This window comes from Stappia sp. MMSF_3263, assembly GCF_030733745.1.
In the GTDB taxonomy this organism is placed as follows: Bacteria; Pseudomonadota; Alphaproteobacteria; order Rhizobiales; family Stappiaceae; genus Stappia.
In genome coordinates, this window is record NZ_JASHIK010000008.1 from 131,702 (window position 1) to 154,671 (window position 22,970).

20 protein-coding genes are annotated in these 22,970 nt (G+C 65.1%); 8 read left to right on the forward strand and 12 right to left on the reverse strand.

Annotation, left to right across the window (positions count from 1 at the left end; all coding sequences use genetic code 11):
- Window positions 1-13 precede the first annotated feature (13 nt).
- Genes RBB46_RS11105 through RBB46_RS11115 form a run of 3 tightly spaced genes read right to left on the reverse strand, consistent with a single transcriptional unit; the run spans window position 14 to window position 3,256 of the window.
- On the reverse strand, window positions 14-1,045 hold the full coding sequence (locus RBB46_RS11105; protein WP_306029045.1) for a 4-hydroxyproline epimerase: 1,032 nt from the start codon (window positions 1,043-1,045) through the stop codon (window positions 14-16).
- 28 nt (window positions 1,046-1,073) lie between these two features.
- On the reverse strand, window positions 1,074-2,318 hold the full coding sequence (locus RBB46_RS11110; RefSeq protein ID WP_306029046.1) for an FAD-binding oxidoreductase: 1,245 nt from the start codon (window positions 2,316-2,318) through the stop codon (window positions 1,074-1,076).
- Window positions 2,319-2,362: 44 nt separating this feature from the next.
- Window positions 2,363-3,256 carry a dihydrodipicolinate synthase family protein gene (locus RBB46_RS11115; RefSeq protein WP_306029047.1) on the reverse strand — a complete coding sequence of 298 codons (894 nt, stop codon included), beginning with the start codon at window positions 3,254-3,256 and terminating at the stop codon, window positions 2,363-2,365.
- A 142-nt stretch (window positions 3,257-3,398) separates the two neighbouring features.
- Between RBB46_RS11115 and RBB46_RS11120 the strand changes: the two genes are divergently transcribed.
- Window positions 3,399-4,136, forward strand: coding sequence for a GntR family transcriptional regulator (locus RBB46_RS11120; protein ID WP_306029048.1), 738 nt, complete (start codon window positions 3,399-3,401; stop codon window positions 4,134-4,136).
- Here the strand turns inward: RBB46_RS11120 and RBB46_RS11125 are convergent.
- The 5 genes from RBB46_RS11125 to RBB46_RS11145 form a co-directional block, all read right to left on the reverse strand.
- Window positions 4,125-5,363, reverse strand: coding sequence for an MFS transporter (locus RBB46_RS11125; RefSeq protein ID WP_306029049.1), 1,239 nt, complete (start codon window positions 5,361-5,363; stop codon window positions 4,125-4,127). The genes RBB46_RS11120 and RBB46_RS11125 overlap by 12 nt on opposite strands.
- On the reverse strand, window positions 5,360-6,043 hold the full coding sequence (locus tag RBB46_RS11130; protein WP_306029050.1) for an MIP/aquaporin family protein: 684 nt from the start codon (window positions 6,041-6,043) through the stop codon (window positions 5,360-5,362). Before RBB46_RS11130 ends, RBB46_RS11125 begins: the two co-directional genes overlap by 4 nt.
- The gene (locus RBB46_RS11135; protein WP_306029051.1) at window positions 6,040-6,390 is read right to left on the reverse strand and encodes a helix-turn-helix transcriptional regulator; all 351 of its coding nucleotides are present in this window, start codon (window positions 6,388-6,390) and stop codon (window positions 6,040-6,042) included. Before RBB46_RS11135 ends, RBB46_RS11130 begins: the two co-directional genes overlap by 4 nt.
- 122 nt (window positions 6,391-6,512) lie before the next feature.
- Window positions 6,513-8,789, reverse strand: coding sequence for a mechanosensitive ion channel domain-containing protein (locus tag RBB46_RS11140; protein ID WP_306029052.1), 2,277 nt, complete (start codon window positions 8,787-8,789; stop codon window positions 6,513-6,515).
- 319 nt (window positions 8,790-9,108) lie between these two features.
- Window positions 9,109-10,695, reverse strand: coding sequence for an aldehyde dehydrogenase (NADP(+)) (locus tag RBB46_RS11145; protein WP_306029053.1), 1,587 nt, complete (start codon window positions 10,693-10,695; stop codon window positions 9,109-9,111).
- A gap of 178 nt (window positions 10,696-10,873) precedes the next feature.
- Between RBB46_RS11145 and RBB46_RS11150 the strand changes: the two genes are divergently transcribed.
- Window positions 10,874-11,974, forward strand: coding sequence for a DUF2336 domain-containing protein (locus tag RBB46_RS11150; RefSeq protein WP_306029054.1), 1,101 nt, complete (start codon window positions 10,874-10,876; stop codon window positions 11,972-11,974).
- Between the two features lie 66 nt (window positions 11,975-12,040).
- Here the strand turns inward: RBB46_RS11150 and RBB46_RS11155 are convergent, their stop codons facing one another.
- The 3 genes from RBB46_RS11155 to fliI form a co-directional block, all read right to left on the reverse strand.
- Window positions 12,041-12,478, reverse strand: a complete 438-nt coding sequence (locus RBB46_RS11155) for a paraquat-inducible protein A (RefSeq protein ID WP_306029055.1) — start codon at window positions 12,476-12,478, stop codon at window positions 12,041-12,043.
- Window positions 12,479-12,831: 353 nt separating this feature from the next.
- A complete protein-coding gene (gene fliJ / locus RBB46_RS11160; RefSeq protein WP_306029056.1) occupies window positions 12,832-13,251 on the reverse strand; it encodes a flagellar export protein FliJ in 420 nt (139 codons plus the stop codon).
- 29 nt (window positions 13,252-13,280) lie between these two features.
- A complete protein-coding gene (gene fliI, locus RBB46_RS11165; RefSeq protein ID WP_306029057.1) occupies window positions 13,281-14,606 on the reverse strand; it encodes a flagellar protein export ATPase FliI in 1,326 nt (441 codons plus the stop codon).
- 385 nt (window positions 14,607-14,991) lie between these two features.
- On the opposite strand from fliI, the gene ctrA reads away from it, so the two are divergent.
- The 6 genes from ctrA to RBB46_RS11195 all read left to right on the forward strand — a co-directional run bounded on the left by ctrA (window position 14,992) and on the right by RBB46_RS11195 (window position 21,564).
- On the forward strand, window positions 14,992-15,681 hold the full coding sequence (ctrA, locus tag RBB46_RS11170) for a response regulator transcription factor CtrA (protein ID WP_306029058.1): 690 nt from the start codon (window positions 14,992-14,994) through the stop codon (window positions 15,679-15,681).
- 520 nt (window positions 15,682-16,201) lie between these two features.
- Window positions 16,202-17,806 (forward strand): ABC transporter substrate-binding protein, encoded by a 1,605-nt coding sequence (locus RBB46_RS11175; RefSeq protein ID WP_306029059.1) that lies wholly within the window; start codon window positions 16,202-16,204, stop codon window positions 17,804-17,806.
- A 105-nt stretch (window positions 17,807-17,911) separates the two neighbouring features.
- Entirely contained in the window at window positions 17,912-18,919 is a 1,008-nt protein-coding gene (locus RBB46_RS11180) for an ABC transporter permease subunit (RefSeq protein WP_306029060.1), read from the forward strand.
- Window positions 18,920-19,011: 92 nt separating this feature from the next.
- Window positions 19,012-19,866, forward strand: coding sequence for an ABC transporter permease subunit (locus tag RBB46_RS11185; protein WP_306029110.1), 855 nt, complete (start codon window positions 19,012-19,014; stop codon window positions 19,864-19,866).
- A 4-nt stretch (window positions 19,867-19,870) separates the two neighbouring features.
- Window positions 19,871-20,731 carry an ABC transporter ATP-binding protein gene (locus RBB46_RS11190; RefSeq protein ID WP_306029061.1) on the forward strand — a complete coding sequence of 287 codons (861 nt, stop codon included), beginning with the start codon at window positions 19,871-19,873 and terminating at the stop codon, window positions 20,729-20,731.
- On the forward strand, window positions 20,728-21,564 hold the full coding sequence (locus RBB46_RS11195; protein ID WP_306029062.1) for a dipeptide ABC transporter ATP-binding protein: 837 nt from the start codon (window positions 20,728-20,730) through the stop codon (window positions 21,562-21,564). The genes RBB46_RS11190 and RBB46_RS11195 overlap by 4 nt, the downstream gene beginning before the upstream one ends.
- Before the next feature lie 35 nt (window positions 21,565-21,599).
- Here RBB46_RS11195 and RBB46_RS11200 read toward each other — a convergent pair whose 3' ends face one another.
- Window positions 21,600-22,826 carry a hypothetical protein gene (locus tag RBB46_RS11200; RefSeq protein WP_306029063.1) on the reverse strand — a complete coding sequence of 409 codons (1,227 nt, stop codon included), beginning with the start codon at window positions 22,824-22,826 and terminating at the stop codon, window positions 21,600-21,602.
- Window positions 22,827-22,970 lie beyond the last annotated feature (144 nt).

Below are 22,970 nucleotides of genomic sequence, written 5' to 3' on the forward strand. Positions count from 1 at the left end.
AACACAGGGCTTTTCACGGTCGCGGATAGAGCTTCACGCCCGTGCCGGTGACGGAAAAGCCGGCCATGTAGGGATCGCGTTCGTCGAGCGTGATCGTCGACGTTCCTGTCTTCACTGCCCAGCCCTCGATGGTCGGAACGATGGCGGGCAGACCGCCCACCTTCGTCTCCTCCTTGATCCCGCCGGTGAAGAGCGAACCGATGACGCTTTCATGCACGAACCGGTCGCCGGTTTTCAGATGCCCGCGCGCGTGCAACTGGGCAAGGCGCGCTGATGTTCCGGTTCCGCAAGGGCTCCGGTCGATCGCCTTGTCGCCGTAGAAGACGGCGTTGCGGGCATCCGCTCCCGGTTGTGTCGCACGCCCCGTCCATTGGATGTGCGTGATGCCGCGGATACGCGCGTCTGCCGGGTGGACCATCTCGTAGGTCTCGTTCAGCGCCACGCGAAGAGCGGGACTGACCGCCACGAGCCGGTCGATCTCCACCGAGCCGACACCGCCGAAGTTTTCCTGTGGCTCGATGATCGCGTAGAAATTGCCGCCATAGGCGACATCGAATCTTAGCCGGCCAAATTCCGGGCAGTCGATCTCCAGATCGCGCGCCGCAAGGAAGGAGGGCACATTGGTCAGGCGCACGCTCCTCACGTGTTCGCCGTCCATCTCGTAGTCGGCAATCACGAGGCCAGCCGGAGTTTCCAGCCGCGCCGTCCCCGGCGTTGCCGGCCGCAACAGCCCTTCCTCGATCGCCATCGTCACCGTGCCGATGGTTCCGTGCCCGCACATCGGCAGGCAGCCCGAGGTCTCGATGTAGAGCACGCCGATATCGCAGTCAGGTCTGGTCGGCGGATAGAGGATCGAGCCGGACATCATGTCGTGGCCGCGCGGCTCGAACATGAGCCCGGTTCGGATCCAGTCGTAGCGAGCGAGGAAATCCGCCCTCCGCGCCAGCATGCTGTCACCGGCAAGCTGCGGACCGCCGCTGGCGACAAGGCGCACGGGATTGCCGCAAGTATGGCCGTCGATGCAGAAGAACGTATGGCGGGCCACGATGAACTCCCCGGATGGAGACCGGATGTCAGAACCGGTCGATGGCGTAGGGCGAAAGGTCGATCTCCGGCTCTTTTCCGGCGATCAGGTCGGCAACCAGATCGCCGGTAACGGCGGCTTGCGTCAAGCCGTGATGCGCGTGACCGAAGGCATAGACGACCCCCGGCGTGGTCCGGCTGGCGGAAATGACTGGCAGGCTGTCGGGGAGCGAGGGGCGAAAACCCATCCAGCGCTCGCCCCGTGCCGTGTCAAGCTGCGGCACCACTCGCTTCGCCCGGGTCACGAGCGCATCGACCCGCTTCCAGTTCGGTGCGGCATCGAGCCCTGCAAACTCCACCGCGCCACCGATGCGCAGGCCCGCCTGGATCGGCGACAACACGAACCCATAGCCCGCCAGCATGACGAAACGCCGGAAGGCGACCCCGGGATCAGGCACCGTGATGTTGTAGCCGCGCTCTGTGTCGAGCGGCACATCCTCGCCGAGTTTCGAGGCGAATCGGCGCGACCACGCACCGCAGGCGATCACCAGTTGCCCGGCACGCCGAACCGGCCCCTCGCGCATGCGCAACAGCACATCGTCACCGCTGCGCCCGACGCACACGGCCTCACCCTCCTCGATCACGCCGCCGCGTGCCCGCACATGGGCGGCGAGGTCGAGGCACATGCCATGCGGGTCGTCGAGATGCATCCAGCCCGGGACAAAGGCGCCTCCGGCAACGCCCGGCCCGAGATCCGGTTCCATCTCGCGCAATGCGTCGCCGGACAGTTCGTGCACCTCAATGCCGTGATCGCGCTGCAACTGCCAACCGGCACGCGCGCCGGCGATCTCCCGTTGCTTGTCGAAGACATCAAGGCATCCCTCGCGGCGCACCCGAGCCCCGCTTCCCGTTTCGCTCCACAACCGCTCCCATGCCGGTACGGCCGCGCCGTTCAGCGCGGCGATGGCGGAAACCGACTTCCGCCAGTTGGCCGGCCGCGAGGCCCCCATGAAGCGCAACATCCACGGCAGGATCGAGATCGCATAGGAGGGACGCAACGACAACGGACCGAGCGGATCGAGCAGCCAGCCGGGCGCCTTGCGCCAGATGCCGGGCGAGGCGAGTGGCGCGACATCCGTCCAGGCAATGCCTGAGGCATTGCCGCGCGAGGTCGCGCCGCCCGGTTCTCCCCGGTCGATCACCGTGACGGCATGGCCACGACCCAGCAGCGTCGCCGCCGTGGCGAGGCCGATGACGCCGGCGCCCAGAATGGTCACGTGGGGCAGATCGCTCATGATGCGCTGTCAGACCTCGATGCGATGATGCGCCCGCTGGCGCATCAAACGTTGGGCAGAACCGGCCGGCACTCAAGGGCCGCACGGACGATACCGTCGACCCGGTCCGCCTCGGCTCCCGAAAGCGCCATGCGCGGTGCCCGGCAACGGTCGTTGGACCGGATCGCGTGAACCTCCGCGCGCTTGATGTTCTGGACCAGATTGGTCGACACATCGAGGTCGAGCAAGGGGCGGAACCAGCGGTAAATCGCCCGCGCTTCCTCGATGCGTCCGGCCTGCGCCAGCTTCCAGATCGCCACCGTCTCTTTCGGGAAGGCGACGACGAGGCCGGCGACCCAGCCGGTTGCGCCCATCACAAGGCTTTCCAGCGCCAGGTTGTCGACACCGGTAAAGACGTCGAAACGATCGCCGAAATGCGAGATCACCTCGCTGACGCGGCGGATGTCGTCGGTGGATTCCTTCATCGCCACGACCAGCGGCTCGACGGCGAGCGCCTCGAACATCGGCTGGGTCACATCGACGCCATAGGCCACCGGATTGTTGTAGATCATCGTCGGCACGCCGGCGGCACGTGTCACGGCCAGCAGGTGGGCAACCGTCTCGTGCGGCGCCGACTTGTAGGGAACGCCCGGCAGCACCATCAACCCGTCGGCTCCGGCCTTCGCCGCCGCCTGCGCTGCCGAAACGGCGCGCCTTGTCGAACTCTCGCAGACCGTCATCAGCACCGGGCGACCTCCGGAGACCGACTTCCCGATCGCCAGGATCTCGAGCTTTTCCTCCGGCTCCAGCGCCATTGCCTCGCCAAGTGAACCGCACACGATGAGGCCGTCGACACCAGCCTCGACCTGCAACGCGAAGCAGCGCTCCATTTCGGCCCTGTCGAGCCTGTCATCATCGGTGAACTTGGTCGTTACCGCCGGAAAGACGCCCTGCCACATGATTGGATACTCCTTGCCGTCAACTGATATATCAGAAGCTGGAGGCCACATTTTCACGTGACTTTCTTTCTGTCAACAACTGATATATCAAGACTGGACAGCACGTATCGCGATGCCTCTGAAGAAGCATGAGGAGACAAGGATGGCCCCCGAGCACACCGTGGCGACCGCCCTCGACAACGGCAACGGGCGGCCCGTGGCAGCGGACGACGGCGGCAACGAGGAAAGCCGGGCGGCGCGGGCCTACCGGGCGCTCGAAGAACAGATCGTCACCTTGCGCCTTGCTCCCGGCGCGGCAATCACCGAGAACCGGCTTGCCGCGCTGCTCGAAATGGGCCGCACCCCGATCCGCGAGGCCATCCAGCGTTTGGCCTGGGAAGGCCTGGTCACCATCCGCCCGCGCCTTGGCATTCTTGTTGCGGACATCAATCCCGGCGACTTCGGCCGCGTTCTGGATGCCCGCCACGCGCTGGAACTGCTGTTGACGGGGGCAGCCGCGCATCTTGCCAGCCGCACCGAACGCGACCGGCTGGCGGACTGCGCCCGCGCCATGCGCGATGCCGCAGCACGTGGCGATGTCGAGGATTTCATGCGACAGGACAAGACCTTCGACGAGATCGTCGCAGTCGCCGCCTGCAATCCCTTCGCCGCCCGGGTGGTCGCCCCGCTGCAGACCCATTCGCGCCGTTTCTGGTTCCGCTATTTCGGCGAGACGGACCTCAACTCGGCCGCCTGGCATCACATGGAGCTGATGCAGGCAATCGCAGATGGCGATGTCGCTGCCGCGCGCGGCAAGGCCGACGACCTCATGCACTATCTCCGCCGCCAGGCGATGACCCTCGCCTCGACCGGCATCCAGGCCCCCGTCTCAGCCAGCTGATCCGGTCTCCTGCCCGGCCTCCGAACGCCGCTGCGTCCGCATGAGAAGCGCAATCCCGGCCAGCGCCGAAAACGACAGGCAACCGGCGACAAAAGCGAGAGCCAGGCCGGCGGCCGGGCCGCCCGCATCGATCGCGGCACCAATCGTGAAAGGCGCCGCGGCCCCGACGATCAGCACCGGTCGCGCGATCCGCCCGAGGAGACGCGCGTAGCCGTCTGCCCCGAACAGCGCCAACGGCAAGGTCCCGCGCACGATCGTCACCAGTCCGTTCGATCCGCCATAGATGACCGCGAAGACGGCTGCCTGCAGCGGTGCGATGCCCGCCAGGGCCAGCACCGCGAAGGCAAGCAGGATGAGCCCGGCCGCGGCGATGGCCACGCCAAGCGGATGCGTCCTGCGGGCAAAAACCAGCTCAATGACCCGTGCCGCCACCTGCGACGGGCCGATCAGCGTTCCCACGGCAACGGCAGCGACCGCCGGCAGGCCGAGCGCGACGAGCATGGCAAGCAGATGTGCCGAAAGACCGATGAACAGGAATGCGTTGCAGGAAAAGGAGAGCGCCAGCAGACCGAAGACCCGGCCTCGCGCACCTGCGACAAGACCCGCCGGCGGTGTTGCGGCAACCGGATCTCCTGCCCTGTCCCTGCCCGCACCCGCGAGTGCGTCGACGCTCGCCGCCGGCAGGAGCAGATGCGCGGGAAAAGCCAGAAGCAGCATTGCCCCGGCGAAGACCAGGTAGGTCGCCCGCCAGCCATGGTTCTCAATCAACCAGTGGGTCGCTGGCCAGGCCAGCGTCGAGGCAAAACCCGCAATCAGCGTCAGCGCGGTGATCCGGGTGCGGGCGGCCGCGCCAAACAGGCGACCAAGTGTTGCGAAGGCGGGATCGTAGAGCGTCATCGACATGGCCAGCCCCAGCAATGTCCACACCGCAAGATAGCCCGCAAGGCCATTGACGAGCGACATTGCCGCCAGTCCCGCGGCCGCCACCAGAGATCCGGCGGCCATCACCCTGCGCCCGCCATGCATCTCGATCAACCCGCCGATACGCGGCGATGCCAGTCCGGCGACGAGCAGCCCGAGCGAGAAACCGCCAAGCCCGGTCGCCTTGGACCAGCCGAATGTCTCGGCGATGCGGGGCGCCGTCAGGACGACGGCATAGAACAGCGTCCCGTAGCCGAGGATTTGCGTGAGGCCGAGCAGCGCCACCGCGCGAACGGAAGGTTTCACGCCACCTCCGGATCCCGGAGAGCGTCTCCCAGCAACCACGACATCACGGCCAGCGCCAGCACCGCGCCGCCGGCCTGGCACAGTACGAAAGCCGGCACGTCGAGGGGGCGAATTCCGGCGAACGTGTCGCTGGCGGCGCGTGCGATGGCCACCGCCGGGTTGGCGAAGGAGGTCGAGGCGGTGAACCAGTAGGCGGCGGTGATGTAGAGGCCGACCAGCCAGGGCACCGCCTGTCGCGCGTGCTTCAGTCCGCCGAGGATCGCCGCCAGCAGGCCGAATGTCGCAACAACCTCCGCCAGCCATTGGCCCGCACCGCTGCGCACCGTCTGCGACGCTTGCACAAGCGGCAACTCGAACATCGCGTGCGCAAGGACCGTCCCGGCCAGCCCGCCAGCGATCTGCGCCGCCACATAGGCAAACGCTTCACGGGAGGCAAGATCGCGCCTGATCCAGAACACCAGGGTGACGGCCGGGTTGAAATGAGCGCCCGAGACAGGTCCGAGGATGGTGATCAGCACGACCAGGATCGCCCCGGTCGGCAATGTGTTCCCGAGAAGCGAGACGGCCGTGTCGGCGCTCAGCCGGTCGGCCATGATGCCGGACCCGACGACCGTTGCCACAAGCAGGAGCGTGCCGAGCCCCTCGGCGACCAGGCGGCGGGAAAGCGTCGGTGTGGTCATGATCCGGCCTTTGCCGGCAACGCCCCGGACAATCCGGTGATGAACGGGGCACAGAGCTCGGGACGGTCGGCGCAACAATCGCCGACGAGAAAACCGATCAGCGCACGAGTGCCGTCAAAATCCGCACGGTAGAGGATCGTGCGCCCCTCCCGCTCGGAAGCGATGAGACCGGCGCGCACCAGCACGGCAAGATGGGTCGACAGCGTGTTGGACCGCACGCCAAGACGCTCCGCCAGGTCGCCGGCGGCGACGCCGCCCGGCCCGGCGCGCATCAGCATCCGGAACACGTCGAGACGCGTTTCCTGTCCAAGAGCACTGAGCGCCGCAATGGCATTTATCTTTTCCATGATTCGAGAATTATCGAATTAAAAATCCCGACGCAAGCCTCGTCTGGCACGCGTCGGGTTTTCGCCCACCAACAAGCGCAGCCGTACCTGGGCCGCGCTCTCCGACAGCCTGGATCCCGACCCTAGATCTCGTCCTCGGACGGCAGATCCTGTTTGCGCTTGCGCGGCCGCGAGGCGCGTTTTGCCGGCTTCGGCGCGGACGCCTCTTCAGCCGGCAGGTCGACCGTCTTGCCGTCCTCGGCCGCATCGGCTGACTGGGCATCGGCCACCGCAGCGGCGGTCAGTGCCACCGCAGCGGGGGGAACCGAGGTCGGCGGAGCATGATAGGTGACCTGCGGGAACGGAATCTCTATGCCGCGCTCGTCGAACACCGTCTTGATATGCTCGTTATAGGCACGGCCCACGGACCATTGCGAACCCGGCCGGGTCTTTATGCGGGCACGCACGGTGATGGCGCTGTCACCGAAGGCGGTGACGCCGTGCATCTCGAGCGGCTCCAGGATTTCAGACGCCAGTTCGCCGGCCTTGAGGCGGTCGAAGGCGACATGCATCGCCATTTTCACTTCGCTCAGGTCGCTGTCATAGGCAACGCCGATGGCCGCCACATGATAGGCCCAGCCGCGCATGAAGTTGGCAACCCGGTCGACCGTGGAGAACGGGATCATGTGCGCCGTCCCGTCGAGATCGCGCAGCCGCACGGAGCGGATCGTGAGCTTCTCCACCGTTCCCGTCACGCCGCCCAGCGTCACCACGTCTCCCTCGTTCATCGCGTTTTCGAACTGGATGAAGGCACCGGTGATGATGTCCTGCACGAGCTTCTGCGAACCGAAGGAGATCGCCAGGCCGAAGACGCCGGCACCGGCGATCAGCGGGCCGATATTGACGCCGATTTCGGACAGTGCCAGCAGCGTGATCATCACCACCAGCAGGATCGAGAAAGCGTTGCGGAACAGCCCGAACAGCGTCTTCTCCCGCGAGGTCGGCAGCCGCCCGCGCGGGTTCATGCGCAGATCCACCCAGGACATCACACCGAGCCAGATCAGGAAGCCGACCAGCACGACAATACCCGCCGACGCGGAACGCCCGACCCAGTCGCGGCCGTCGTCCGACCCGAACCAGGTCAGCACGTCGACCGCACCCCAGGCATGCAGGATGCCGATCACGACACCGATGAAAACACCGATGCGAATGAACGAGAGTACCCTGGGAACGAAGGTGTTGAGACGCCGCTCCAGCAACGGCATCCGCTCATGCACGGATTGCGGCAGCCGCACCCCGCCGATGATCGCGCGCGTCAGGGCCAGCGACACGATGGTTCCCGCCATCACCGTCAGAACGGACAATGCGGTCGCCCGCACCATGAAGGTCGTGGCATCGAACGGCCGCGACAGCCACACAGACAGCAGCAGCAGCACATAGAGGATCGCACCTACGTGCCACACCCGCGCCGCCACCTCGACAAGCCCGGAGGTGAACACATTGGTCTGGTTCTCGGCATAGGACAGGATGCGGTCGCGGGTCGCCTGCCGGTTGCGCATGATCGCGACGATGGCAAGCGCGACGCTTGCAAGAACGATCATCATCCGCACGGAATCGGCCAGCAGGAACGAGATGTTGCTGGATACGAGCGGCACCACGACCATCGTCCCGTAACCAAGCAGGTTGTAGATCGCGAAGAGCCAGCGGCGCCAGTAGAGCGCTTGTTCGTCGTCCAGCGGGACCAGGCGCAGCGCGCTGAATTTCGGGCTGAGCGCGAAGCGCGTCGCAACCTTCGCCACCTGAACCAGGAAAAAGGCATTCAGGAAAAGGGACTCGACAAGCTCGACCTTGCCCTCACTTCCGCTGGCATAGACGGCCACCGCATAGCCGGCGGCGATCGCGATGGCCACCACCGCCGCCTCGATCACGGCCCGCAGCAGCAACAGGATCACACGGCGCACGATCTTCGTACTTTCGCCGGCCCCCGTCAGCTTCAAGAAGACGCCGTCGGCAATACGCCGCAAGCCGAAGACGATGACGAAAACCACCGAGGCGATGACAAGTAGCCGCAGGACGATTCCCTGGACGCGTTCCCAGTTTGCACCCGCGCTGTAGGACAACGCGGTCGGCAATGAAGTGAAGGCACGGGTAATCCGCTCGGCATATGTCAGGGCCTCGCGCAGGAAGTCCTGCGTCGCCACGGCGATCCGGACCGCGATATGGGTCGGTTGGCGCTCCGCCGTTTGCACCGCGCTTTCCGCCTCCGCCACCGCCGCATCGCCAGTCGTTCCTCCGGCCGCGGCTTCAGCAGGCGCATCGGCCACGGGGCCGGCTGCGGGGGCTGTTTTGCCAACGGACTGCGCCGGCTGGCGGCGCAGATAATCGATGAGCGCATCGCGCGCACCCGGATCCTGTAGCAACCGGATAAGCGCATCCGCCCCCTGTTCGGGTGAGGATACAGGAGGTGTCGCCTGTGTCTCAGCACCCTGCCCTGCCGACTGCGCGGCAGAGGGTTCCGCGAAGGCGAACGCGATCAGAACCGTCAAAAGCAGGCCGGCAACGGGTGCAAGCCAGGACGGGAGAGAGGTAGGGGCAAAACGGCCGTGGCTGGGCATGCAGTCTCCTGGTTGCCCGCCTTTCCGGCCCGGCGCCGAGTACGGGGGCGCTGCCGGGAAACAAGCGAGACGCGGCAATGGGAGGGACCCGCACCCGGCGTGCGGGCCCTCGAATCTTCCTTACTTACCTAGCCGATAGAGCCGCCCCGTCAACCAGACACGGTCCGTGGTCCCCATCGCCAAGCCCTTCGGGCAACAGCGCTACCGGCATGTTCTGATAGGCCACCGGCCTCAGGAAGCGCAGGATCGCCCGTGACCCCACCGAGGTCGAGCGGGTGTCCGTGGAGGCGGGATACGGTCCGCCATGCATCATCGAATGGCACACTTCCACGCCTGTGGAATAACCGTTGACGAGCAGCCGCCCGGCCTTGCGCTCGAGCACCGGCAGCAATGCCCGCGCGATCGCCGTGTCGGCATCTTCCATCAGCAGCGTCGCCGTCAGCTGCCCCTCGAGCGCTGCGGCCACCGCCGCCCGCTCGCCCTCGTCCCGGCAGCGCACCACCAGCGCGGCAGGGCCGAACACTTCCTCGTGAAGGCCCGACCTAGCAAGGAACGCCGCCGCACTTGTCTCAAACACTGCGGGCGCCACGTGACAGCCCTTTCCGGCGCTTCGGTCCGCCTCGTCTCCTCTCTCGCCACGACGTCGGGCATCCCCTTCCTGATCGCGTGTCTCGACCGCGCGGCGATAGGCACCGGCAATTCCCGCGTTCAACATCGGTTGCGCGGAAACATTGGCCAGCACTTCGTCCGCGGCCGCGAGGAACGCATCCAGATCCGCTCCGTCGAGTGCCACCACGACGCCAGGATTGGTGCAGAACTGGCCGACCCCGAGCGTCAACGACTGCGCCCACGCCGCGCCGTGCTCTGCCGCACGCCCGGCAAGGGCTGCGGGCAGGGCAAAGACCGGATTGATGCTGCCCAGCTCCCCGTAGAAGGGGATCGGCTGCTCCCGCGAAACCGCAATGTCGAAAAGCGCCCGCCCGCCCCTCAGGGAGCCGGTGAACCCCACGGCCTGGATCAGCGGATGGGCGACCAACGCAGCCCCCGAGGCATGTCCGGCACCCTGAACCAGAGAGAACACCCCATCCGGCATGTCGCAGGCGCGAATCGCCGCCAACACGGCGCGTGCGACCAGTTCGGCCGTGCCGGGATGCGACGGATGTCCCTTGACCACGACCGGGCAACCGGCCGCGAGCGCGGAGGCGGTGTCGCCGCCGGTGGTGGAGAAGGCGAGCGGAAAGTTCGACGCACCGAAAACGGCCACCGGCCCGATCGGACGCAGGATCGAGCGGATATCGGGACGCGGCGCCGGCTTGCGCTCCGGCAGGGCCTTGTCGATACGTGCATCGAAGCAATGTCCGGCCTCGATCCAGTCGGCGAAGAACCGGAGCTGGCCGGTGGTTCGGCCGAGTTCACCGGTCAGACGCGCCTCCGGCAGGGCACTTTCGGCCCGTGCCCGCGCGATGATTTCGGCGCCCGCTACCTCCATCTCGCTGGCGATGCTGCGCAGGAACGCGGCCCGCGCCGCGATCGGGCGAGTGGCGTAATCGGCAAAGGCGGCCTCGGCCGCCGCCGCCGCACGGTCGACGATTGCCGCATCGGCCTCCGCGAAAGCAGGTGCAAGCGTTTTCCCGGTCTCGGGATTGCTGGCCTGGAAGGTGGCGGTTCCCACAATCCAGGTTCCGTCGACGAGATGCTGGCCGCTTGGCATGAAAGTCTCCTTGATGGCTTTCCGGACACGCCATGCCGGGCATCTGCTGGCCGACGAAAGCGCGACTTGAACTCGGAACGTGATATATCAGAGTGAAATCAGCGGCGCGACCGCCATTTCAGTGCAACTGATTGGTAACGGCCTGCTGTTATCCTTCGCTCCCTGAGAAGGACACTGGATGCTCAACGAACTGTTGAAGCTCGCTCGCAATCCGACACGCGAGGCGCGCCGCAAGTTGTTGCAGCGCGTCGCCGACCTTTTTTTGGACCGCGTCGGGCATCACAGCGACGAAGAGCTTCGCCTGTTCTGCGAAGTCATCATGAAGCTTCTGGACGGCAGCCAGATCGAGGATCGCGCCCGCCTGTCGCAACGCATGGCGCCATGGAGCGAGACACCGCATCCCATTGCCTATCGTCTCGCCACCGACGAAATCACCGTCGCCCAGCCGATGCTCGAGCTCAGCCCCGCCCTGACGGAGGCCGATCTGGTCAAGATCGCCAGGCGGATGCCGCAATCCCACCTTGTCTCAATTGCCAGGCGCGCCGACCTTCCCGGCCGGGTTTCCGACGCGCTGGTCGAACGGGGCCCCACCAGGGTCTGGCGCGCCGTGGCGGAGAACACCAATAGCGACCTGTCCGACTGGGCCCTGCGGACGCTGGCCAAGCGCTCGCTCTCCGACATGCCGCTGCGCAACAAGATGGCCGCGCGCTCTGATCTGACCCCGCTGATCTGCGAATGGCTGATCCCGCATGTCAATGCCAGCACACGGGTGCGGCTCGAGGCCATCATGAGCGGCGCGGACCCGCGCGAGTTGACCGCGGCCGACGTCATGCGCCAGGACATGCGCCGTCGCTTCAACCTGTTCATGGAAACCTGCGACGTGGAGGAAGCCTGGCGTCTCGTCCAGTCCGGCGATTACGGGCTTGGCTCGATGCTGCTTGTCCTGCTTGCCGAGGGACGTACCAACGACGCCTTTGACCTGCTTGCCCGGCAGACCCGTCGCAGCCTCGGCGCCGTCCAGAAGGCGGTCTTCCAGGACGGCATCGACGAGCTCATTTCGCTGTGCCACGCGGCCGGCACCTCGGACCAGGTCTTTCTCGCCCTGGCGCATCTGCGCTGCAAGCACCTGCGCATCCCCGAAAGCCAGGCCGTGCGCTGGCTCGATGCATACCGACGCTCCAGACCGGCCCGGTCAACGCAAGACGCGGCGTCGAACGATCCTGCGGACAAGAGCCCGTCCTCATCTCCCCAGAAGCGCGATCACCGCCCCAATCGCTGAAACGGCGTTCTTGCGACACCCGGCACAATGATGCGGCCACGCTCTGGCGACAGGCTCTCCCGAAACCTAACCACGATGTACGAACCAGGCCCCACAGGCTGTCAGCAGCGTGGCGGCGCCATAGCACCACAGGCCGGGCAAGGTCGCTGCCGCGGCAAGACCACTGGTCTTCGCCGCGAAGACGACCAGGGCAACCAGCATCACATCCATCATCGACCATTTGCCAAGTCCGTGCATGAGCGCAAGTCCCAGTCCCGACCGGCCGGCAACTGCGGCGACATGCAGGGCCAGGATCTTGGCCGCCGGAAAGGCAATCGACAGGGCTCCCACAAGCACGGCAAGTCCGGCCTCTCCGTCCCGCCAGAGTCCGTTGACGATTTCGAGCAAGGACGGTCGATCGGTGAGGAAGAAGAGCCGTTCCAGCTCCATCAGGGGCAGCGTCAGGCCGAGCACGAAAGAAACCGTTGCTGCGGGAAGCACAAGGGCGAGAACAAGACGGCGCACGCGTCAGCTACTCCGCAGTCTGCTCGGCGAGATCGGCGGCAAGATCTGGCAGACGTTCCAGCGCATGGGTGCCGCGTGCAGACCGGCATCGCGCCCGTTGCCAACAGGTGCGGAAACGCACTGCCTCGCCGCGACGGAGCGCCGCCGGATATCGATGGAGGCCGCGACCCCGCTCCGGGCACCTTCTTTGTGGGCCTTGCCGGCCGCCGCATCTCGGATCGTCGACATGGGTGTTGCTATCCCATGAGACGGGCCCGGCCGCAAGCTCGCCGACCGCTGACATCGGCACAGCGCGAAAAGGGCGCGCGCCAGGCCGGCGTCCACCCCAAAACAGACTCAGAAAAATCGAACTCCTAGCGCGAGGTTCCGCCAGTCTTGCGACGCGAGGCGATCTCGTCCAGGGCTTCTTGCTCGGCCGCCTCGCGCTCGTTGCGCTCGCGGATCTGATCACGCTCTTCCAGCAGCTCGAACTTCTTCAATTCCTCGAGCGCGGCACGCAGGTCCTCGCGCGCGGCTTCCAGCTGGTCGGTCAGTTCCTCAGCCGAATTCAGCAGGTTGTCGCGACGCTGCGCGGCTGCCTTTGCAAAGGTCGGATAAGCGAAATGACCGACATCCGTGATCCCGACACGCTGCTGCTCCGCGGCGATCTGATCGTCCAGCTCACGGGCCATGCGCTTGAACTCGTCGACCATCGACTCGATCTGAGCCAGCTGGCGGCGGCGCTCGTCGACCTGGAACTGCTTCAGGCGAATGAGACTCTCACGCGACTTCATTACTCGATACTCCCGTTACCGATGCCAACCTACGCGAGAGTCATTTCCAAAAGGTTGGCAAGATCAACATAGCCCGCTTCGATCGAACTCGCCTCTCCTTTCGATTGCCCGAGAAACGTTTCAAGCGCGTCATGGCGCCGGATGGCCTCGTCGACAACCGCATCCGAACCGCGCTTGTAGGCGCCAAGCCGGATCAGTTCCTCCATGTCGGTGTAGGTCGCCATCAGGGCACGGGCCTTGCGCAGCAAAGGCTGCACATTGTCCGGCACGCAGCGCGGCATGGTGCGCGACACGGATTTCAGCACATTGATAGCCGGATAGCGGCCGCGCTCGGCGATCGCACGCTCCATCACGATATGCCCGTCGAGAATGCCGCGCACCGCATCGGCAACGGGTTCGTTGTGATTGTCGCCCTCGACCAGCACCGTGAACAACCCCGTCACCGAGCCGGAGCCGGAACGGCCCGGTCCGGCTCGTTCCAGTAGTCTCGGCAGTTCCGTGAAGACGGTCGGCGTGTATCCTTTCGAGGTCGGCGGCTCACCGACCGACAGGCCGATCTCGCGCTGCGCCATGGCGAAACGCGTCACCGAATCCATCATGCACATGACATTCTTGCCGGCGTCGCGAAAATGCTCCGCCACGGTCATCGTCAGATAGGCGGCCTGGCGGCGCATCAGCACGCTTTCGTCCGAGGTGGCGACCACCACCACGGAACGGGCCAGACCCTCCGGCCCGAGATCGTCCTCGATGAATTCCTGAACCTCGCGGCCGCGTTCCCCGATCAGGCCGATGACCGCGACATCGGCGGCCATGTTGCGCGCGATCATCGACATCAACACCGACTTGCCGACGCCGGAGCCGGCGAAGATGCCCATCCGCTGTCCCTCGCAGCAGGTGACGAACGTGTTGAGCGCCCTGACGCCGAGATCAAGCGGCGGGCCGACACGGCCGCGCTCGTTGGCCGGCGGCGGCGTCGACCTGAGCCGGCGTGGCTCACCTCCCGCCGGCAACGCACCGCGGCCGTCGATCGGCTCGCCCATGGCGTTGACCACACGTCCGAGCCAGGCGTCGCAGGGATAGGAAAGGCTTTCGCGCGCCACCAGAACCGCCCGGCAGCCCATCCGTACCCCTTCCAGACCCGCGAAGGGCATGCAAAGCGCCCGCTCCTCGCGAAAACCGACGACCTCCGCATGAACCGGCAGACCGCCCTCCCCGCTTTCCACAGCGAGCAGCGCGCCGACGCTCATCTCGTGGATCGGACCGGCGATTTCCAGCAGCAAACCCTGCACGGAGACCACCCGGCCATAGACCTCCGCGGGCATGAGCGCTTCCAGTTCTGCAAACAGCGGGTCCATCTGATCCTCAAGGGTCGGTAAAGAAGGTCCCAGAAAGCGACCTCACGGTAACCTATCATTTACGAGTTTGGTTAATCTTAATTGCGAGGGTTCATGGATGGAAAGCCAGCCTGGGACCCGCGTTCGGCGTAGAGGTGAGTCACGTGAGTCGTTTGTAGCGGCTCGTTAATGTGAAACTTGAAGATTCTATGGAAAGGATTTCCATATATTTTTCAAGTGATTGGAAAAGATTTCCAATCTACCCTCATCGGAGCTTGCAGGTGTGAATCAGAATTTGTTAACCATTGTCTCACACAGTGAGTCGAAGTTAACTGCAGTCCTTAGAGCACCGGGAGCGTATCGGCCGGCGCGGCTTGCCCAGGATAGGCAGACATAGGGGATTGGCATGCGTGTCCTGTTGATCGAGGATGACAGCGCCACGGCGCAGAGCATCGAGTTGATGCTTAAGTCCGAAAATTTCAACGTCTACACGACGGATCTTGGCGAGGAAGGTATCGACCTCGGCAAACTCTACGACTACGACATTATCATGCTGGATCTCAACCTGCCCGACATGTCGGGCTACGAGGTCCTGCGCACGCTTCGCGTGTCCAAGGTGAAGACACCGATCCTTATCCTGTCCGGTCTTGCCGGCATCGAGGACAAGGTACGCGGTCTCGGCTTCGGCGCCGACGACTACATGACCAAGCCGTTCCACAAGGACGAGCTCGTGGCCCGCATCCATGCGATCGTGCGCCGCTCCAAGGGTCATGCCCAGTCGGTCATCACCACGGGCGACCTGATCGTCAATCTCGACACCAAGACCGTCGAGGTTTCCGGCCAGCGCGTGCATCTGACCGGCAAGGAATACCAGATGCTCGAGCTTCTTTCCCTGCGCAAGGGAACGACGCTCACCAAGGAGATGTTCCTCAATCATCTCTACGGCGGCATGGACGAGCCGGAACTGAAGATCATCGACGTGTTCATCTGCAAGCTGCGCAAGAAGCTCGCAGCCGCCACGTCGGGGAAGAACTACATCGAGACCGTCTGGGGCCGCGGCTATGTGCTGCGCGAACCCGAGGAGAAGGCCGCCTGAGGCACACGCCTCCCGCGTCTGCCTTGTCGGTTCCTCCGGCCCTCGACTCGAGCCCGCCCGTCGGCACTGGCCGACTGCCCGGCCCCGCTTCTTGCGGGTCCCGGCGTCGGTAAATGCCCGGATGGCTCATCGGAACGCCTGTCAAAAGCCCCGCCACTGGCGGGGCTTTTGTCGTTGAGCCGGCCTGATCGGGGCCGTTTGTTTCCGCTCTGCTTGTCCGGCAGCGCGGGTTGACGTTGACATCGAGCCGCCACGCGGTCGCCCTCCGCGTGTGCGCCTTGCGCACCGGCCTTGCCTGCACACGCATGCAAGCAACAAGTGACGAAAGCAGTTCTGCAATCGACGCTCCCAGGAAGAAAATTCCGTTCAGGCAGGCAAAATAGAACAATGCGTTCTATTGTAAGCGATAGAGCGCGGCTTTATCGTGCGCGCAAGGCCGCCGCCACGCAAATGCAGCTTCCACAAGGTAAAATACCGGGATGCTTCCGGCGCGGCCGAAGATACAAACGGGAGATTTTCAATGATCATTCGCCGCACCATGAAGGCTGCGCTACTGGGCGTCAGTCTCGCCCTTATCGCGGCTACCGCCGCGCAATCCAAGACCCTTGTCTATTGCTCGGAAGGCTCGCCGGAGGGTTTCGACACCGCACTCTATACCGCGGGCACCACCTTCGACGCGTCTTCCAAGCCGGTGTACAACCGCCTTGTCGAGTTCAAGCGCGGCACCACCGAAGTCCTGCCGGGTCTTGCCGAAAGCTGGAGCGTTTCCGACGACGGCCTGGAATACACGTTCAACCTGCGCAAGGGCGTGAAGTTCCACACCACATCCTTTTTCACGCCGACGCGCGACTTCAACGCCGACGACGTGATCTACTCTTTCGGTCGCCAGCTCGACAAGGATCACCCTTGGCACGCCTATACGGCCGGGGCCTCCTGGGAATATTTCAACGGCATGTCGATGCCTGATCTCATCAAGGAGATCGTCAAGGTCGACGACCACACTGTGAAATTCGTGCTCAACCGGCCGGAAGCGCCGATGATCGCCAACCTCGCGATGGATTTCGCCTCGATCCTCTCCGCCGAATACGCCGACAAGCTCGCTGCCGACGGCAAGATGGAGATGATGAACCAGGAGCCGCTCGGCACCGGTCCGTTCTCCTTCGTCGGTTACCAGAAGGACGCGGTCATCCGCTATCAGGCCTTCGCCGATTACTGGGGTGGCAAGCAGCCGATCGACAATCTCGTATTCGCCATCACGACCGACGCGGCCGTGCGCCTGCAGAAGCTGAAGGCCGGCGAGTGCCACGTGGCGCCCTATCCGGCGCCCGCCGACATCGCCGACATCAAGGCTGACGGCAACCTGACGCTGATGGAGCAGCAGGGGCTCAACGTCGGCTACCTCGCCTACAACACTCAGATGACCCCCTTCGACAATCCGAAGGTCCGCAAGGCCCTGAACATGGCCATCAACAAGCAGGCCATTCTCGACGCGGTGTTCCAGGGCTCCGGCCAGGCAGCCAAGAACCCGATCCCGCCGACCATGTGGTCCTACAACGACACCATCCAGGACGATCCCTACGATCCGGATGCGGCCAAGGCGATGCTCGAGGAAGCCGGTGTTTCCGACCTGAAGATGAAGGTCTGGGCGATGCCGGTGCAGCGCCCCTACAATCCGAACGCACGCCGCATGGCCGAGGTGATCCAGGCCGACTTCGCCAAGGTTGGCGTCGAGGTCGAGATCGTTTCCTATGAGTGGGGCGAGTATCTCTCCCGTTCCAAGGAAAAGGACCGCGACGGCGCCGTGCTGCTCGGCTGGACCGGCGACAACGGCGATCCGGACAACTTCCTCGCCGTGCTGCTCGGTTGCGATGCCGTCGGCGGCGCCAACCGCGCCCAGTGGTGCCATCAGCCCTTCGAGGACCTGATCCAGAAGGCCAAGGTGGTCTCCGACAAGGAAGAGCGCACCAAGCTCTACGAGCAGGCGCAGGTCGTGTTCAAGGAACAGGCTCCGTGGGCGACCATAGCCCATTCGGTCGTGTTCATGCCGATGTCCTCGAAGGTCAGCGGCTATGTCATGGACCCGCTCGGCGGCCACTGGTTCGACGGCGTCGACATCGCCGAATGACCCTGACATCGAAGCGCCGCCGCGACCCCGTTCGGGTCCGGCGGTAGCCCATCGATTTCCCGCACCGGCCCTTACCGGCCGGTGCGGTCGTTTGGATGCATCAAGATGATCCGTTTCCTGTTCAGCCGGCTGCTGCTGCTCGTGCCGACCTTTCTCGGCGTGACCATCGTCTCCTTCGGCTTCATTCGCGTGCTGCCCGGCGACCCCGTGCTGCTGCTCGCCGGAGAGCGCGGCGTTTCGGAGGAACGCTACCGTCAGTTGATGGAACAGTTCGGCTTCTCCCGCCCTATCTGGGAGCAGTATTTCGACTATCTCGGCGGCGTTCTCACAGGCGATCTCGGCAATTCGATCGTCACCAAGAAGCCGGTGGTCACCGAGTTCTTCACCCTGTTCCCAGCCACCGTCGAACTGGCTTTGTGCGCCATCGTCCTGGCCGTCGCGATAGGACTGCCGCTTGGCATCTTCGCCGCCGTTCGTCGGGGCTCCGTCGCCGACCAGGCAATCATGGGGACGGCTCTGATCGGCTATTCGATGCCGATCTTCTGGTGGGGCCTGCTGCTCATCATCCTGTTTTCAGGCATCCTGCAATGGACGCCGGTCTCGGGCCGCATCTCCCTGATGTTCTTCTTTCCTCAGGTGACCGGCTTCATGTTGATCGACAGTCTCCTGTCTGGCCAGAAAGGTGCCTTCACCTCCGCTCTCAGCCATCTCGCCCTGCCCTCGATCGTGCTGGCGACGATCCCGCTCGCGGTGATCGCCCGCCAGACCCGCTCGGCCATGCTCGAGGTGCTCGGCGAGGACTACGTGCGCACGGCCCGTGCCAAGGGCCTCGCACCCTCCCGGGTCATAGGACTGCACGCGCTGCGCAATGCCCTCATTCCGGTGATCACGACGATCGGCCTACAGGTCGGCGTGCTGCTGGGCGGAGCGATCCTTACCGAGACGATCTTCTCCTGGCCTGGCATCGGCAAGTGGATGCTCGACAGCATTTCGAGACGCGACTACCCGGTCGTCCAGGGCGGCCTGTTGATGATCGCCGCCATCGTGATGATCGTGAACCTGACGGTCGACATGCTCTACGGCCTCGTCAATCCGCGCATCCGCCACCACTGAGCGCCGGAGAAAAGACAATGACAGAACCGTCCACCGGAGCTTCCGCGATTCCCGCCTCCGTCGCAGCCGAAAGCCGCGACGCGACGCGCAAGATGCTCGCCGAGTTCTGGTTCTATTTTTCCCAGAACCGCGGCGCCGTTATCGGCCTTGTCGTGTTCGTCACCCTCGTCATCGTGGCACTGGCCGCCCCGCTCATTGCTCCGCACGATCCCGACCTGCAATACCGCGACAGCTTCCTGACGCCGCCCGTATGGCAGGACGGCGGCAAGGCCGCCTTCCTGCTGGGCACCGATGCGGTCGGCCGCGACATTCTCTCGCGGTTGATCTACGGCGCCCGCTTCTCGCTGTTCATCGGTCTCGTCGTGGTCACCATCGCCCTTTCGGGCGGCATCGTGCTGGGTCTCGTCGCCGGTTATCTCCGCGGTTGGGTCGACACGGTCATCATGCGGATCATGGACGTCATCCTCGCGTTCCCCTCACTGCTGCTCGCGCTGGTTCTCGTCGCCGTGCTGGGCCCGGGCCTCGTCAACGCGATGATCGCCATCGCACTGGTCCTCCAGCCGCATTTCGTCCGCCTCACCCGGGCCGCCGTGCTGTCGGAGCGCAGCCGCGACTATGTCGTCGCCGCACGCCTTGCCGGCGCCGGCAATATCCGGCTGATGTTCAGGACGATCCTGCCCAACTGCCTCGCACCTCTTATCGTCCAGGCGACACTCTCCTTCTCCAGTGCGATCCTCGACGCCGCCGCCCTCGGCTTCCTCGGCATGGGCGCCCAGCCTCCCACGCCGGAATGGGGCACAATGCTGGCCGAGGCGCGCGAGTTCATCCTGCGGGCCTGGTGGGTCGTCACCTTTCCCGGCCTTGCCATTCTGGTGACGGTGCTTGCCATCAACCTTGTCGGCGACGGATTGCGCGATGCCCTCGATCCCAAGCTGAAGCGGAGCTGAGACAATGAGCCTGCTCGAAATCCGCAATCTCAGGGTCGAGTTCGACACCGTTGGCGGCGCGTTCCGCGCGCTCGACGGGGTCGACTACTCCGTCGAGGCGGGCGAGGTGCTTGCGATTGTCGGTGAAAGCGGCTCCGGCAAGTCGGTCGCCATGCTGGCCCTGATGGGCCTCCTGCCCGACACCGCGACCGTCTCCGCCGACCGCATGGCCTTCGAAGGCATCGACCTGCGCACGCTGACCGCGGCCCAGCGCCGCAAGGTCATCGGCAAGGACATCTCGATGATCTTCCAGGAACCGATCGCGAGCCTCAATCCCTGTTTCACCGTAAGCTTCCAGCTCGACGAGGTGCTCAAGGCGCATACGGACTTGAATCGCCGGCAACGGCACGACCGCATCGTCGAACTGCTGACCGCCGTCGGCATCCCCGAGCCGGAGCGCCGCATGAAGGCCTTCCCGCACCAGATGTCCGGCGGCCAATGCCAGCGCGTCATGATTGCCATCGCCACCGCCTGCCATCCCAAGCTGCTGATCGCCGACGAACCGACCACCGCGCTCGACGTGACCATCCAGAAGCAGATTCTCGACCTCCTGACGGCACTGCAACGTGACCACGGCATGGGACTGATCATGATCACCCATGACATGGGTGTCGTCGCCGAGACCGCCGACCGTGTCGTCGTCCAGTACCAGGGGCGACAGATGGAGACGGCAGATGTGCTGACGCTCTTCGAGAGCCCGTCCAGTTCCTACACCAAGGCGCTGCTTTCGGCGCTGCCGGAAAACGCCACCGGCGACCGGTTGCCGACCGTTGCCGATTTCGCCGAGACATTCGCAGCTCATGGCAACACGGAGGTCCGCCCGTGAGCGACCCGATCCTCAAGGTCCGCAACCTGAAGCGCGACTATGTCATCGCAGGGGGCCTGTTCGCCTCCCCGCGCCTTCTGCATGCCGTCAAGGATGTCAGCTTCGACGTCGAGCGCGGCTCGACACTCGCGGTCGTCGGCGAAAGCGGTTGCGGCAAGTCGACACTCGCCCGCATGCTGACGATGATCGATGCTGCCACCTCCGGAACGATCGAGATCGACGGCACGCGGATCGACATTGGCCGGCACGGCATCACGCGCGACATGCGCCAGGCGGTGCAGATCGTCTTCCAGAATCCGTACGGCTCACTCAATCCGCGCCAGAAGATCGGCGCCGTGCTCGAGGAGCCCCTGCTTCTGAACACGACCATGAGCGCGGGCGAGCGGCGCGACGCCGCGCTTTCCATGCTGGAAAAGGTCGGTCTGAAGCCGGAACATTACGGCCGCTACCCGCATATGTTCTCCGGCGGACAACGCCAGCGCGTCGCCATCGCCCGCGCCATCATGCTTCGTCCCAAGCTTCTGGTGCTCGACGAGCCGGTCTCCGCGCTCGATCTTTCCGTCCAGGCCCAGATCCTCAACCTGCTTGCCGACCTGCAGGAGGAATTCAACCTCACCTATGTCTTCATCAGCCATGACCTCTCGGTCGTGCGCTACATCGCCGACAAGGTGATGGTGATGTATTTCGGGGAGGCAGTCGAATACGGCACACGCGACGAGGTCTTCACGAACCCGGCGCATGAATACACGCGCACTCTCTTCGCCGCCACACCGCGCGCCGACGTCGAAAGCATCCGCGCGCGCCTCGCTGCAAAGAGCACGGCCACCGGCTGACGGGCCTTGCGCGTCACCGCGGCCGGGCCAATGCCCTAGCCACCGGCCTTGCGTTTGCCGCGGGAGCTGGCACGGGCGGGTCCCGGCAGGATCGGCGGCGTCGAGGCGCCTCCCTTGTCGGCCTCCGCCGTCCCGTTTCTGGCGGCCTCCAACGTGCCGGCACCCATGCGGCTACGCACCGCGCGGATGCGGGCGGCCAGCGACTGGGTCACGTTGCCGGAGGCGGCCAGCTCGTCCCCGCCATCCTTGTCGGTGACGGCGACCGGCTCCAGATCCTCCTCGGTACCGAGCGAGAGAACAACGGCGGAGGCAAGGTCGGCCAGTTCGCCCCGCAGCGCGAGGAAATCGGCGTTGGCGCCGAGCTCGCCCCGCAGCCTCTCGTTCTCCGCCGCAAGCCGTGCAGCCTCGGCCGCCGGAGCCTCGCTGTCGGACCCGGTTCCCTCGGCGAGCACCGACAGACGGGTAATCTCCGCGCGTGCGGCAATCAGTTTTGACTCCGCCTCGAAGAGCCGGTCGTCACGGGCGCGCAATTCCTGCCGCGTGAGCTGCGAGGCGGCGCGGTCCGTTTCAGCGCCGCTGCTCTCTCCCGCATCTTCGCCGGTCTGGCGCGTGTTGCGGTCCGTCGCCCGCTTCAACTGCCGGCGCAGCGCCGCGATCTCGGTCTCCAGCGCGGTTACGCGCATCGTGTCGGAAGCGCTGCCAAGCGTATCGTCAGCCGGCATCGAAGCCTTTTCCGCCATCGCATCCGAGGTGATCACGACCTCACCCGGTTCGCCAAGCGACGCGCTGCCGGCCACCGCCTCCGGCGTCTCCCCGGCCTGTGCGCTCATCAACCGCTTCAACAGGCGCTCGAGATCGCGGATACGCGCTCCCGATCGGGCAATCGTCTCCTGGTTTTCCTGGATTTCGCGGCGCAGATCCGCCTCGCGGCTCATGGCGTCGGCAAGAGCCTGTTCGCGGGAGATGAATTCCTTGCGCAGATCGCCCGACAGCGCTTCCGCCCGATCCCGGGCGATGCGGTTTGCCGTCGCCTGCTGCTGCAGTCGCTCGAGCCCGGATTCCAACCGCCGGTACTCGATGGCATGGCTTGCGCGCAGGGCCGCTATCTCGGCACGCACATCGGCATGGGTCATAGGCGTGGTCGCCTCGACCGCCCTTCGTGTCAGCCGCACCGCACGCCGCCATATCGACGGCACGAGAGCCACCGCGAGAAGGCCGGCGAGGCAAAAGCCGAGCGCCACATACATTGCCGATTCAATCAAGACCGCTCACCACCGTCTGGAACCCTGATCGCCTCGACCATCCATGTTCCTGGCCATGTCCCTGGCCATACTGCCTGGGCCCGCCTTCGCCGGACGGGCTTTTTCGTGTGATTGCCCGGATACGCATCCGGCAGCGCGACGCTG

Excerpts from the sequence above, each read along its gene's own strand:
- RBB46_RS11110 (WP_306029046.1), bottom strand. The coding sequence starts at position 2,318 with ATGAGCGATCTGCCCCACGTGACCATTCTGGGCGCCGGCGTCATCGGC.
- RBB46_RS11115 (WP_306029047.1), bottom strand. The coding sequence starts at position 3,256 with ATGTGGCAGGGCGTCTTTCCGGCGGTAACGACCAAGTTCACCGATGAT.
- RBB46_RS11120 (WP_306029048.1), top strand. The coding sequence starts at position 3,399 with ATGGCCCCCGAGCACACCGTGGCGACCGCCCTCGACAACGGCAACGGG.
- RBB46_RS11130 (WP_306029050.1), bottom strand. The coding sequence starts at position 6,043 with ATGACCACACCGACGCTTTCCCGCCGCCTGGTCGCCGAGGGGCTCGGC.
- RBB46_RS11135 (WP_306029051.1), bottom strand. The coding sequence starts at position 6,390 with ATGGAAAAGATAAATGCCATTGCGGCGCTCAGTGCTCTTGGACAGGAA.
- RBB46_RS11145 (WP_306029053.1), bottom strand. The coding sequence starts at position 10,695 with ATGCCAAGCGGCCAGCATCTCGTCGACGGAACCTGGATTGTGGGAACC.
- RBB46_RS11150 (WP_306029054.1), top strand. The coding sequence starts at position 10,874 with ATGCTCAACGAACTGTTGAAGCTCGCTCGCAATCCGACACGCGAGGCG.
- fliJ (WP_306029056.1), bottom strand. The coding sequence starts at position 13,251 with ATGAAGTCGCGTGAGAGTCTCATTCGCCTGAAGCAGTTCCAGGTCGAC.
- fliI (WP_306029057.1), bottom strand. The coding sequence starts at position 14,606 with ATGGACCCGCTGTTTGCAGAACTGGAAGCGCTCATGCCCGCGGAGGTC.
- ctrA (WP_306029058.1), top strand. The coding sequence starts at position 14,992 with ATGCGTGTCCTGTTGATCGAGGATGACAGCGCCACGGCGCAGAGCATC.
- RBB46_RS11175 (WP_306029059.1), top strand. The coding sequence starts at position 16,202 with ATGATCATTCGCCGCACCATGAAGGCTGCGCTACTGGGCGTCAGTCTC.
- RBB46_RS11180 (WP_306029060.1), top strand. The coding sequence starts at position 17,912 with ATGATCCGTTTCCTGTTCAGCCGGCTGCTGCTGCTCGTGCCGACCTTT.
- RBB46_RS11185 (WP_306029110.1), top strand. The coding sequence starts at position 19,012 with ATGCTCGCCGAGTTCTGGTTCTATTTTTCCCAGAACCGCGGCGCCGTT.
- RBB46_RS11190 (WP_306029061.1), top strand. The coding sequence starts at position 19,871 with ATGAGCCTGCTCGAAATCCGCAATCTCAGGGTCGAGTTCGACACCGTT.